The organism is Massilia sp. AB1 (assembly GCF_018119385.1).
Classification (GTDB): domain Bacteria; phylum Pseudomonadota; class Gammaproteobacteria; order Burkholderiales; family Burkholderiaceae_D; genus Telluria.
This window is the reverse complement of sequence record NZ_JAGKSG010000018.1, coordinates 1-12,486: the sequence shown is the minus strand read 5'-3', so window position 1 is coordinate 12,486 and position 12,486 is coordinate 1. Positions and strand designations below refer to the sequence as shown.

At 68.8% G+C, this 12,486-nt stretch carries 8 protein-coding genes; all 8 read right to left on the bottom strand.

Annotated features, from left to right (window positions below; all coding sequences use genetic code 11):
- Positions 1–149: 149 nt before the first annotated feature.
- Positions 150–656 carry a hypothetical protein gene (locus J8847_RS12195; protein ID WP_229429968.1) on the bottom strand — a complete coding sequence of 169 codons (507 nt, stop codon included), beginning with the start codon at positions 654–656 and terminating at the stop codon, positions 150–152.
- A complete protein-coding gene (gene def / locus J8847_RS12190; protein ID WP_211524979.1) occupies positions 653–1,189 on the bottom strand; it encodes a peptide deformylase in 537 nt (178 codons plus the stop codon). The genes J8847_RS12195 and def overlap by 4 nt, the downstream gene beginning before the upstream one ends.
- Complete coding sequence (galU, locus tag J8847_RS12185; RefSeq protein ID WP_211524978.1) at positions 1,186–2,079, bottom strand: UTP--glucose-1-phosphate uridylyltransferase GalU; 894 nt, start codon at positions 2,077–2,079, stop codon at positions 1,186–1,188. Before galU ends, def begins: the two co-directional genes overlap by 4 nt.
- A gap of 10 nt (positions 2,080–2,089) precedes the next feature.
- Positions 2,090–4,399: an NAD-dependent DNA ligase LigA gene (gene ligA / locus J8847_RS12180; RefSeq protein WP_211525056.1), complete on the bottom strand. Its 2,310-nt coding sequence runs from the start codon at positions 4,397–4,399 to the stop codon at positions 2,090–2,092.
- 39 nt (positions 4,400–4,438) lie between these two features.
- Positions 4,439–5,614, bottom strand: coding sequence for a cell division protein ZipA C-terminal FtsZ-binding domain-containing protein (locus J8847_RS12175; RefSeq protein ID WP_211524977.1), 1,176 nt, complete (start codon positions 5,612–5,614; stop codon positions 4,439–4,441).
- Positions 5,615–5,723: 109 nt separating this feature from the next.
- The gene (locus J8847_RS12170; protein WP_211524976.1) at positions 5,724–7,496 is read right to left on the bottom strand and encodes a PAS domain-containing sensor histidine kinase; all 1,773 of its coding nucleotides are present in this window, start codon (positions 7,494–7,496) and stop codon (positions 5,724–5,726) included.
- 88 nt (positions 7,497–7,584) lie between these two features.
- Positions 7,585–11,106, bottom strand: a complete 3,522-nt coding sequence (gene smc, locus J8847_RS12165; RefSeq protein ID WP_211524975.1) for a chromosome segregation protein SMC — start codon at positions 11,104–11,106, stop codon at positions 7,585–7,587.
- Between the two features lie 78 nt (positions 11,107–11,184).
- On the bottom strand, positions 11,185–12,486 hold a 1,302-nt coding region (locus tag J8847_RS12160; protein ID WP_211524974.1), incomplete at its 5' end, for a DUF1631 family protein.

Genomic DNA, 12,486 nt, shown 5'->3' with positions numbered 1-12,486 from the left:
TTCTTGCAAACTTGGCCGGAACGACGGTTTTTAGGCCGGCGGTTCGCGACCGCAGTTTCAGCCTGCTCCCTCAGCACGTCGTCCCGGCGAAGGCCGGGATCCAAGGTAAGCCCACATAAAAAAACGGGATGCCTCGCATCCCGTTTTTTTCACTTGGCGCCGTCAAACAGCTTAAACTTCAGCTGCACCGACACCCCGCCATACAGCCGATCCTTATACGACGGAATAATCCCCACATTCACCCCCACCCGCTGGTATTCGTAGGTCAGCGTCGGAATCGCGGCCGGAAACCACCCGCCATGGCGCATGTTCGGATAGCCGTCGAAGGCCGCCAGCGCCAGCCCGGCGCGCACCGGGCCGATCGCATACGGTTGCCAGATCACGCCCGCGTAGTTGGACCACGCCCGGTCGCTGTTATAGAAACGCCCCGCCGTCGCCGCCATGGTGCCGCTGAAGCGGTATTCCGCCGCCAGCCCCTTGTTGGCTCCGTTCAGGTCCTTGTCATTATCCCAGTGCGCCGTCGCGAAGCCGGTATCGAGCCAGAACTCGCTCTTCGGCGCCGCATCGATCTTGGTGAACCACTCATCCGCCTGCGCGGGGAGCGTGGCGAAACAGGCCGCGCACACGGCGGCCACATGCAGGGAAAGACGCTTCAATCGTCGGCTCCGGGGTCGAGATGGGGGAACATCACTTCGGTGAAGCCGAAGCGGGAAAAATCCTTGATGCGCATCGGGTACAGGATGCCGAGCAGGTGGTCGACCTCGTGCTGCACCACGCGCGCATGGAAGCCCTCGGCGTCGCGCACGATGCGCCGGCCGAACTGGTCGAAACCTTCGTAGTGCAGGCGCGTGTAGCGCGGCACGCTGCCGCGCAGGCCCGGCACCGACAGGCAGCCTTCGAAGCCCTCTTCCATCTCTTCGGAGAGCGGCGTCAGCACCGGGTTGATCAGGACCGTCTCCGGCACCGGCGGCGCGTCCGGATAGCGCTGGTTGTTAGCAAAGCCGAAGATCACCAGCTGCAGGTTGATGCCGATCTGCGGCGCCGCCAGGCCGGCGCCACTGGCGGCGTGCATGGTCTCGAACATGTCGGCGATCAGCGCGTGCAGCTCGGGCGTGTCGAACTCGCGCACCGGCTCGGCCACCCGCAGCAGGCGCGGGTCGCCCATGCGCAGGATCCCGCGCACGCTCATGGCGCGCCCCGTCCTTCCAGCAGGCTGGCCAGGCAGGCGCGGAAGCCTTCGGCCGTCTCCGGATGCTTGAGGCCGATGGCGGCGGTCGCTTTCAGGTAGCCCAGCTTGGAGCCGCAATCGTAGCGCTGGCCCGCGTAGCGGTAGGCCAGCACGCGCTCCTGCTTCATCAGCGAGGCGATGCCGTCGGTGAGCTGGATCTCGCCGCCCGCGCCCGTGCCCAGGTTTTCCAGGTGGTCGAAAATGGCGCCCGACAGCACGTAGCGGCCGACCACGGCCAGGGTCGACGGGGCGACCTCGGGCTGCGGCTTCTCGACGATGCCCGACACCAGCTCCAGGTCGGTGCGGTAAGCCGATGCGCTGACGATGCCGTACTGGCGGGTATGCTCGCGCGGCACGTCCTGCACCGCCAGGATGCTGCTGCGCTCGTAGGCGTAGACGTCGGCCATCTGGGCCAGCACCGGCTTGTGGCCGGCCGCGCTGTCCATGAAGTCGTCGGCCAGCAGCACCGCGAAGGGTTCGTTGCCAATCACCGGGCGCGCGCACAGCACCGCGTGGCCCAGGCCCAGGGGCGCGGACTGGCGGATGTAGATGCAGGTGACGTTCTTCGGGATCACATTGCGCACCACTTCGAGCAGCGCGTGCTTGCCGGCCTGCTCGAGCTCCGATTCGAGTTCGTAGGCCTTGTCGAAGTGGTCCTCGATGGCGCGCTTGTTGCGGCCGGTGATGAAGACCAGCTCGGTCACGCCGGCGGCCACCGCCTCCTCGACCGCGTACTGGATCAGCGGCTTGTCGACGATGGGCAGCATTTCCTTCGGTTGCGCCTTGGTCGCCGGCAGGAAGCGGCTGCCCAGGCCGGCGACGGGGAAGACGGCTTTGCGGATCAGGCTCATGGCGATACCTTCATGTGTTCAGCAGGGCCAGCAGGCCTGCTTCGTCCAGGACCGTGACGCCCAGTTCCTCGGCCTTGGCGAGCTTGCTGCCCGCTTCAGCCCCGGCGACCACGTAGGAGGTTTTCTTCGACACCGAACCCGAGACCTTGCCGCCGGCCTGCTCGATCAGCGCGCCGGCCGCATCGCGGCTCATGGTCGGCAGGGTGCCGGTCAGCACGAAGGTCTTGCCGGTGAGCGGTCCCGTGGCTTCCTGGGCCGCCTCGGGCAGCTGGGCCAGCAGTTCCTGGCGCAGCGCGGAGAGCTTGCCGAGCATCTCGCGGTTGGCCGGCACCGCCATCCATTCCTCCAGCGAGGCCGCCACATTGGCCGGCAGGCCGAACACGCCGAATACCTTCAGGTGGGCCAGCGACTCCAGGGTCTGGCCTTCCTGCACCAGCTGGCGGGCGCGCGGCTCGGTCAGCTTCGGGATTCCCAGCGCGGCCAGCAGCGTGACCTCGTCGAGCTTCTCGCGCAGCTGGGCCTTGGGGGCATGCTCGCCTTGCGGCGTCACGCCCGCGGCCAGCAGCGCGTCGATGGCTTTCTGGTTCTTTTCTTCGGCGAAGAATTCGGCGATGGCCTCGGCCACGGTGCCGCCGATGTCGGGCAGCACGCGCAGCAGCGCGGCCGGGGCGCGGCGGACCAGCTCGAAGCGGCCCAGCCAGTCGGCCAGGGTCTTGCCGGTCGATTCGCCGACGTGGCGGATGCCGAGGGCGAACAGCAGGCGCTCCAGCGGCGGCTGCTTGCTGGCCTTGATCGCGTCCAGCAGGTTGTCGGCCCACTTGGTTGCGACCTTGCCGCTCTTGACTGTCTCGGGCGTGGTGCCGTCGCGCTCGTCCGCGAGGCGCTTCATCTTGAGCAGGTCGTCCAGGGTGAGCTTGTACAGGTCGGATACGCCGTGGATCAGGCCGCACTCGACCAGGCTGTCGATGTAGCGGTCGCCCAAGCCTTCGATGTCCATCATGCGGCGGCCGGCGAAGTGGCGAATCGCTTCCTTGCGCTGGGCGGCGCAGGTCAGGCCGCCAGAGCAGCGCGCCACGGCCTCGCCCTCTTCGCGCACCACGTGCGAACCGCATACCGGGCAGGTCCTGGGCAATTCGTACATCGGCGCCAGCGGCTGCGGACGGCGCTCCAGCACCACCGACAGCACCTCGGGAATCACGTCGCCGGCGCGGCGCACCACGACCGTGTCGCCCACGCGCACGTCCTTGCGGCGCACTTCGTCTTCGTTGTGCAGGGTGGCGTTGGTGACGGTCACGCCGCCCACCGAGACCGGGGTCAGGCGCGCCACCGGCGTGATGGCGCCGGTGCGGCCCACCTGCACGTCGATGGCCTGCACCGTGGTCAGGGCTTCCTCGGCCGGAAATTTATGGGCCAGGGCGAAGCGCGGCGCACGCGAGACAAAGCCCAGGCGGGCCTGGTCGGCCACCTTGTCGACCTTGTAGACCACGCCGTCGATTTCGTAGGGCAGCTGCTTGCGCTTGGCGCCGATCGAACTGAAGTAGTCCAGCATGCCTTTGCAGCCGGTGACCACCGCGCGCTCTTTCGACACCGGCAGGCCGAGGCGGCCGAACCAGTCCAGCACCGCCGAATGCGATGCCGGCAGCTCGGCGCCTTCCAGCAGGCCGATGCCGTAGGCGAAGAAACGGAGCTTGCGCTGGGCCGTGATGCGGGCGTCGAGCTGGCGCAGGCTGCCGGCGGCGGCATTGCGCGGGTTCGCGAATTCCTTCTGGCCGGCGTCGCGCTGGCGCTGGTTCAGGCTGTCGAAGTCCTGCTTGAACATCAGCACTTCGCCGCGTACTTCCAGCACCTCCGGGAGGTCGGCGCCGTGCAGGCGCAGCGGAATCACCTTGATGGTGCGGATGTTGGCCGTGACGTCCTCGCCCGTGTAGCCGTCGCCGCGGGTGGCGGCCTGCACGAACACGCCGTTCTCGTAGCGCAGGCTGATCGCCAGGCCGTCGAACTTCAGCTCGGCCGCATACTCAACCTGGTGCTTGTCCAGGCCGTCGCGCACGCGGCGGTCGAAGTTGTCGATGTCTTCATCGGAGAAGCCGTTGTTCAGCGACAGCATCGGCAACGCGTGCGTCACCTGCTTGAACTCGGGGATCGGCGCCGCGCCCACGCGGAAGGTGGGCGAGTCGTTGGTCACCGCCGCGGGGTGGGCGGCTTCCAGCTGCTGGAGCTCGACGAACATGCGGTCGTACTCGGCGTCCGGAATCGTCGGCGCGTCGAGCACGTGGTAGTTATAGATGTGGCGGTTGAGTTCCTCGACCAGCCACTTCATGCGGGCAATCGGATCCAGGTTGGCCGTCACGGTTCACCCTCAGCTGAACAGGCGCAGCGCGCGGGTCGAGCCGGCCGGGATGTCCGAGGCCTCCATCTCCTGGTAGAACTCGTCGACCTGGCCCTTGATCGCTTCCAGCGCTTCGTCCATCAGCGGCTGGTCGCTGTCGTCGACGATGGTCGCATCCAGGCGCGCGGTCAGGGCCTTGGCGCAGGCGACCATGGCGCCGAAGCCGTCGCGGGCCGGGGCCACGCAAGGCACGTCCAGCAGCAGGGTCAGGCGCGAGGTGGTGTCCGCGCCCAGGGTCACGTTGGTCGACAGGGTGAACAGCACACCGCCCTCGCCGTCGGGCATGGCGAAGCGGCCGTCCGGACGCACGTCGAAGCCCTGGTTTTCCAGCGCCCCGATCAGGGTCGAGATAGCCCAGGGCGCGCCGTTGGCGGCCAGGTTCACGCCCAGCTGGGCGTCGTGGCCCGCCACGAAGCGGTGCAGGGTGCGCGCCTCGCTCATGACCTCGATCATGTCCGGCACTTCCGGGGTGGCGCCGATTTCGTCGGCCACCGCGTGCAGGCGGGTGACCAGCTCGGAGTATTCGATCTCGTTCAGGGCCGTGGTGCGGGTGGCCATCTGCACGCCGGCCTGCAGCTTGGTGTAGACGCCGCCGTGCACGATCGGCTCCCAGTCGCCGCTGACGGCGAAGCCGATGTAGTGGATCGGCTTGCTGCCGACGCGGCGCAGCTTGTGCAGCGAAGGCAGGATCTTGTCGCCGCGAACAGGCGCTTCCAGGGTCAGCGGGATCAGGCAGTCGATCAGCGGATCGACCAGGCATTCCGCCAGCTCGGCGGGCGGCATGTCGGGCTTGGTGCCCGGCAGCGTCACCGCGGGCGCAGACGAGGACGACGCGGCGGGAGCGGCGGACGGCGCTGGCGCGGAGGGCGCGAGCGGCGCGCCGGCTTCCGGCGACAGCGGCGACAAGGGGGCCAGGGGCGGCTCGGCCGACAGGTCGAGCACGGGCTCCTGGCGCTGCCGGCCGTCGGCCTCTTCCTCGCCCAGCGCCGGCTCGGCGCCACTGCGCATCAGGACATCGTCATGGTCCGAGGCGAACGCGCGCTCGACGCTCTTCCTGGCCTTGTACTCCTGCCATTTGTTATAGGTGATGACGCCGACGACGAACACGCCGCCGGCCGCGATCAGGCTCATTTGGAAATCTGTCATGCTGCTTATGCCTCAGTAGCGAATGCTGCGATTCATTCATTAGGATGGCCCCGCCGCGTCATGCGGAATATGCGGGACATGCCATCATACCAACTCCCCGTGCCCGGCGCTACGGCGCGGGCGCACGCTCCAGCGGCAGGCTGACCACGACCGTGCAGCCCTTGCCCTCCCCTTCGCTGTGCAGCGCGACCTGCCCGCCATGCAGCTGGACCAGGCTGCGCACCAGCGCCAGGCCGATGCCCAAGCCGCCCTGGGAGCGGTCGGGCGTGCGTTTTCCCTGCCGGAATAGCTCGAAGGCGCCGGCGGCCAGCTCGGGCGACATGCCGATGCCGTTGTCGCGCACCGCGATCCGCGCCGCCGCGCCGTCCAGCTCCAAGGCCAGTTCGATGCGGCCGCCTTCCGGCGTGTACTTGGCCGCGTTCGACAGCAGGTTGGACATCACCTGCACCAGGCGCTTGCGGTCGCCGTGCACCATCGCGTGGCCGGCATGGTCCGCCACCGCCAGCCGGTGTCCGCGGGCCTCGATCAGCGGACGCGCCTGCTCGACCGCCTCGTCGGCCAGCAGGCGCAGCGCGACATGTTCACGGTCCAGGGTGATCATGCCGCGCGTCACCCGCGACACATCCAGCAGGTCGTCGATCAGGCCGGTCATGTGGGCGGTCTGGCGCGCGATGACGCGCCCGATGTGCTCGATGCGCGCCGAGTCGCCCTTGACCAGCGGCAGCAGCGAGGCGGCGGTGCGGATCGGCGCCAGCGGATTGCGCAGCTCGTGGCTCAGCATGGCCAGGAACTCGTCCTTGCGCTGGTCGGCCACGCGCAGGGCGTCCTGGGTCAGCTTCTGTTCGTGGATGTCGGTGCAGGTTCCCATCCAGCGCCGGATCGCGCCGTCCTCGCCATAGACCGGCAGCGCGCGGCCCAGCACCCAGCGCCAGGCGCCGCTGTGGTGGCGCAGGCGGTACTCGACCTCATAGGGCTCGCCGGTGGCGAGCGAATGGCGCCAGCGCTCCCAGGCCAGCCCCTGGTCCTCGGGATGGAACATGCCGTTCCAGCCCTCGCCATCGGTGTCGCCCGGCGTGGCCCCGGTGAACTGGTACCACTGGTCGTTGTAGTAGTCGTGGTAGCCGTCCGGCAGCGTGCTCCAGACCATCTGCGGCATGGCGTTGGTGATGGCCCTGAACTTGGCCTCCATGTCGGCGAACGCGCGTTCGGCGTGGCGCATGGCGGAGATGTCGAGCACGAAGCACACTCCCTGGCCGGGGTCGTCCTGGTCGGCTGCCCCGCCCACGAACACCGGCACGCGCGAACCGTCGCGGTGATAAAACTCCTTCTCGAAGGGCTCCACCGCGCCGTCCGCGCTGAGCCGGGCCAGCGATGCTTCGTCGGCGGCCACCCACTCGTCGGGCGTGAGGGCGCGCCAGGACAAGCCGCGCGCCATGTCGGCGCGGTCCAGTCCCAGCATGGAAAGAAAGGCGTCGTTGCAGTCGATGACGCGGCCGTCCTGGTGGTAGCGCACCACGCCGATCAGGCTCGTTTCGCCCAGACGCCCCAGGGCGTCCTGCTGCGCCGGCTGGCCCACGCACAGGGCGCCGGCAATGGCGCCGCCGGCGTCGCGCACCGGCGATACGGTCAGGCGCAGGCGGCCGCCGGGCAGCTCGAGCAGGACCGCGCCGTGGGGCAGCCGGCCTTCCATGACCGCCTCCAGCAGCATGCGCAGCGATGCGCATTCGCCCTGCCCCAGCGCCGCCGCCAGGGCGGCATTCGGCGCCAGGTCCATGGAGCCGCGCGCCGCCACGCCCATCGGCATGGGCGAATCGAGCGCCAGCCGCAGGGCGGACTGCAGCGCTTCCGGGCTGGCGGCAAGTGGGGATACGGCAAAGGTCATCGAGGGATCAGGAGCGGACGGGGCGCGGCGAGTGTAGCACAGCGGACAACACATCCCGAACACTGCAGTCCTCCCCGAGCCCCTTTTCTCAGGCGGCGGCCAGGTCGGCGGCCGACTCCATGTCCACCGCCACGATGCGCGACACACCCTGTTCCTGCATGGTCACGCCGATCAGCTGGCTGGCCATCTCCATCGCGATCTTGTTGTGCGAAATGAAGAGGAACTGGGTGTGCTCGGACATGCGCTTGACCATGCGGCAGAAGCGCTCGGTATTGGCGTCGTCGAGCGGCGCGTCGACCTCGTCCAGCAGGCAGAACGGGGCTGGATTCAGGCGGAACATCGAGAACACCAGCGCGGTCGCGGTCAGCGCTTTCTCGCCGCCGGACAGCAGGTGGATGGTGGCGTTCTTCTTGCCCGGCGGCTGGGCCATCACCTGCACGCCCGCATCCAGGATCTCGTCGCCGGTCATCACCAGTTTCGCGTTGCCGCCGCCGAACAGGATCGGGAACAGTTCCGAGAAGTGGCCGTTGACGCGGTCGAAGGTGTCCTGCAGCAGCTCGCGGGTTTCGCGGTCGATGCGGTGGATCGCGTCTTCCAGGGTGGCGATGGCTTCCTGCAGGTCGGCGTTCTGCGAATCGAGGAAGCGCTTGCGTTCGGTGGCCGTAGCCAGTTCCTCGACCGCCGCCAGGTTGACGGCGCCCAGCGCGGAAATGGCATTGGTCAGGCGCGTGACCTCGCCCTGCAGCCAGGACGGTTTCATCTCGGGGTCGAGCTTTTCGGCCAGCGCGGCGATGGCCTCGGCATCGGCGCCGGTGGCGGCCAGGGCCTCGGCATACTGCTCCTGGTTCAGGCGCGCGGCCTGTTCCTTGAGCTGCATCTCGGTGATGCGGTCGCGCTGCGGCTGCAGGCTGCGCTCGGCCTGCATGCGGCTTTCCTCGGCGTGGCGCAGCTGCTGTGTGATCTGGTCCAGCTCGTGGCGCGCGTCGGCCAGGGCGCGCTCCTGGGCCGTGCGGCGGTCCAGCAGTTCCTGCAGGCCTTCGTGGGCGGTGCCGGCTTCCAGCGCCTCCAGTTCCAGCTTGCCCTGGGCCAGGCTGGCGGCCACCTGCTCGGCCTGGGTGGCGGCGGTGGCGATATTGCGGCGCAGTTCCTCGATGCGGGCGCGCTGCGAACGCTCGGCGAACTGGGCTTCCTGCGCGCTGCGCTCGAGCTCGCGCAGTTTCTCGCGCGCCTCGGTCAGCATGCGTTCGCGGTCGAGGAAGGCGGTCTGGCCGTCCTCGTGGGCGCCCTGCAGCTCGGCCAGTTCCATGTCGAGCTGTTCGAACTCTTGTTCCGCCTCGGCAGCGGCCTGGCGCTGCTCGGCTTCCTGGGCGGCGATCTCGGACAGGTCGGCCGCGATCTGGCCGCTGCGCTGGTTGAAGCGGGCTTCGATCTCGCTCTGCTTGAGCACTTCGATCTGCAGCGCGTGCACGTCGCGCGTCAGGCTGCCGACGCGCTGGCGCGCATCCTGCAGGCGGCGCTGCAAGTCGCTGACGGCGGCGTCGGCGCGGGTGGCGCGGGCGCGCGCTTCGTCCGCCAGCAGGGCCTGGGCGCGCAGCTGTTTACCGATGTTGTCGATCTCGTGCTGGCGCGCCAGCATGCCGTCCTGCTCGGCGTCCGGGGCGTGGAAGCGCACCGCCGACTGGGTCACGATGTGGCCCTGGCGCGTGACGAAGCAGCCGCCCCGCGGCAGGCGCGCGCGCTCGGCGAAGGCGTCCGCCGTGTGCTCGGCCACGAAGACGTGGTGCAGCCAGTCGTTCAGCACGCCGCGCACGCCCGGGTCGTTCAGGCGCAGCAGGCTGGCCAGGGGTTTCAGGCCCGGGACCTCGGCGGCCGACGGGGCGCCCGGCTGGGGCGCATACAGGGCCAGGCGCGCGGGCGGCGCATCGCTGAAGAAGGCCTTGGCCCAGTCGATGTTCGACATCTCCAGGGCGCCGGAGCGTTCGCGCAGCACGGCTTCGAGCGCGGTTTCCCAGCCCTCTTCGATGTCGAGCTTCTGCCACAGGCGCGGCAGCTTGGACAGTTCGTGCTTTTCCAGCCATGGCTGGACCTTGCCCTGGGTCTGGACCCGGTCCTGCATCTGGCGCAGCGCGCTCAAACGCGCTTCCAGCTGGGCGCTGGCGGCGCTTTCGCTGGTTACCAGCGCGTGGGCTTCCTTGCGTTCCTGCTCGACCGCATCCTGGCGCGCCGTGGCGTCGTCCAGCAGCATGGTCTGCTCTTCCAGCGCCAGCTGCTTTTCCTCCAGCTGCATGCGCAGGTTGTCGAGGGTGGCGCTGTCGGGCAGGTTCAGGCCATTGCGTTCCTGCTGCAGGCGCTCGCGGCGCGCGGCCAGGCTGGTGAGGATATTGGCGGCGTTGCGCTGGTGGGCCGAGGACAGCTCGATGCGCTGCTGCACCTGCATGATGCGGGCGCGCGATTCGGTCGACTTTTCCTGGGCTGCGCGCCAGGCGCTTTCCAGCTCGGGCAGGCGTTCGTTGTGGACCTCGACCGCGATCTGGGCGCCTTCCGCGCGCGCGGCCAGTTCCTCCAGCTGCATCCCGGCTTCCTCGAGCTGCTCGCGGGTTTCCTGCTCCTGCGCCAGCCACTGGTCGCGCTGGGCGGCCAGGGTGCCGAGCTGGTTCTGCAGGCGGGTGCGCGACTCGACCACGAACTTGATCTGGGCTTCCAGGCTGCCGATCTCGGAATTGGTCTGGTACAGCGCGCCCTGCGCCTGGTGCAGGCGGTCGCCGGTGGAAAAGTGGGCCTGGCGCATGTGCTCGAGCTCGAGCTCCACATTGCGCAGCTTGGCGGTCTGTTCTTCCAGGCCGGTCTGGGCTTCTTCCATGTCCTTGAAGAAGCGCGCCTGCTCGGCCTTGGCTTCGTTCTTGCGCAGCAGCCACAGCAGCTTCTGCTTTTCTTCCTGGTCGGCCTGCAGCTGGTGGAAGCGCTTGGCCACCGCGGCCTGGGCTTCCAGCTTTTCCAGGTTGGCGTTCAGCTCGCGCAGGATGTCTTCCACGCGCAGCAGGTTCTCGCGTGTGTCCGACAGGCGGTTCTCGGTCTCGCGGCGGCGCTCCTTGTACTTGGAGACGCCGGCGGCTTCCTCCAGGAAGACGCGCAGCTCTTCGGGACGCGATTCGATGATGCGGGCGATCATGCCCTGGCCGATGATGGCGTAGGCGCGCGGGCCCAGGCCGGTGCCAAGGAAGATGTCCTGGATGTCGCGCCGGCGCACCGGCTGGCTGTTGATGTAATAGGTGGAGGTGCCGTCGCGCGTCAGGGTGCGCTTGACCGCGATCTCGGCATACTGCCCCCACTGGCCGGCGGCCTTGCCGGCGCTGTTGTCGAACACCAGCTCGACCGAGGCGCGGCCGGCCGGCTTGCGGTGGGTCGAGCCGTTGAAGATCACGTCCTGCATCGACTCGCCGCGCAGCTCCGAGGCTTTCGATTCGCCCAGCACCCAGCGCACCGCGTCGATGATGTTGGACTTGCCGCAGCCGTTCGGGCCGACCACGCCGACGAGTTGTCCCGGTACCTGGAAATTGGTGGGATCGACGAAAGACTTAAATCCCGACAATTTAATGGAAGAGAGGCGCACGTTTCTTCGGCAGCGAGGCTAGCGATAAAACATGAATCATATCACTGGTGCTTGCTCTGGGAGCAAGAATCGTGCGTCCTAAGCCACTGCGGCGCCCGGGTCGTTGACGGCGCCCTGTCCCACGGCCTCGCTCAGCACGCGGCCGACCACGCCCTCCGGCGCCAGGACCTTGATGCCGCCGCTGCGGAAAGCCTCGGCCAGGCGCTCGGCCGGCAGCGAAAACGCTTCCTGGCGGCCCGCGCCCGAGAAGATGAACAGGGTGCGCAGCGGGCTGACCCAGGCCAGCTTGACCTTGCGCACGCCGCCGCCGGTGGCGAACTCCAGGCGCATGCCGCGCTCCAGGGCGGCCAGGGCGCTGGCGGCCGGGTCGGCGTCTTCCTGGGCCGCCAGCTCGGCCTCGGCCGCCTCCGCTTGTTCGTGGGCGATGCGGCGCAGCGCGTCCTGCTGGGCGGCTTCCATCGCCAGTTCCAGCTGGCGCTCGGGCGACAGCTCGATCGGGGCGCGCACGATGGAGGCGTGGTATTCGGCCAGCCCGGCAAAGAATTGCAGGCGCTCCGCATCCTGCCAGCGCAGCGCGTCCAGCCATTTATTGAGCGTCGTGAGCAGGCCAGGCAAGGCCTTGATCAGGGCCTTGCGCTGCTCCTGGGTGGCCTTTGGCTTGACGCTCCAGATCAGGTCGTCCATGGCGCGGGTGGCATTGTCGACCGCGCCCGGCTTGCTTTCTTCGATGCTGTAGGCCAGCGCCAGGACCGGGGTCCAGCGCTGCTCCAGGAAGCCGGACACCAGGGCCACCACGTCTTCGCCGGCCAGGCGCACCGAGACCGCGCGTTGCGCGGAGCGCTGGGCGGCCGCCTGCTTTTCGATGCGCGTGGCCTGGGCGATGGGGCCGGCGATGGCCGCCTGCTCGGCCTGTTCGCGGGCGGCCAGGCCGGCTTCCAGCTCGGCCAGGGCGGCCGCGAACTCGGGCTGGTCCTGGGCGGCGATGCGGCCGACGCTGCTGCGCATCGCGTTCAGCAAAGGATCGTCGCTGGACAGCGGCTGCTCCCAGCCGGCCCTGGACAGCAGGTCGAGCATGCGCCGCGCGGGGTGGGCTTCCTCGAAGAAGAAGTTGCGGTCGCGTAGCGCGGCCTTCAGCACCGGCACCTGCAGGAACTCGATCAGCTTGCGGGTCTCGGGCGGGATGCTGTCGTCCAGCAGCACGGTTTCGAAAATGCGCGACAGCAGGTCGAGCGTAGTTTCGTCGCCGCGCGACAGGCTGCCTTTGGGGAGATCGGCGCGCAGGCGCGGCAGGTAGAAGACCTTGTGCGCAGCCGCGCCGGCCGTGTCGCCGGCCGGACCGGCCGCAGCGCCCGCCGGGGCCATCCTGGCCAGGACCTCGAG

Excerpts from the sequence above, each read along its gene's own strand:
- def (WP_211524979.1), bottom strand. The coding sequence starts at position 1,189 with ATGAGCGTGCGCGGGATCCTGCGCATGGGCGACCCGCGCCTGCTGCGG.
- J8847_RS12175 (WP_211524977.1), bottom strand. The coding sequence starts at position 5,614 with ATGACAGATTTCCAAATGAGCCTGATCGCGGCCGGCGGCGTGTTCGTC.
- ligA (WP_211525056.1), bottom strand. The coding sequence starts at position 4,399 with ATGAAGTGGCTGGTCGAGGAACTCAACCGCCACATCTATAACTACCAC.
- galU (WP_211524978.1), bottom strand. The coding sequence starts at position 2,079 with ATGAGCCTGATCCGCAAAGCCGTCTTCCCCGTCGCCGGCCTGGGCAGC.
- J8847_RS12170 (WP_211524976.1), bottom strand. The coding sequence starts at position 7,496 with ATGACCTTTGCCGTATCCCCACTTGCCGCCAGCCCGGAAGCGCTGCAG.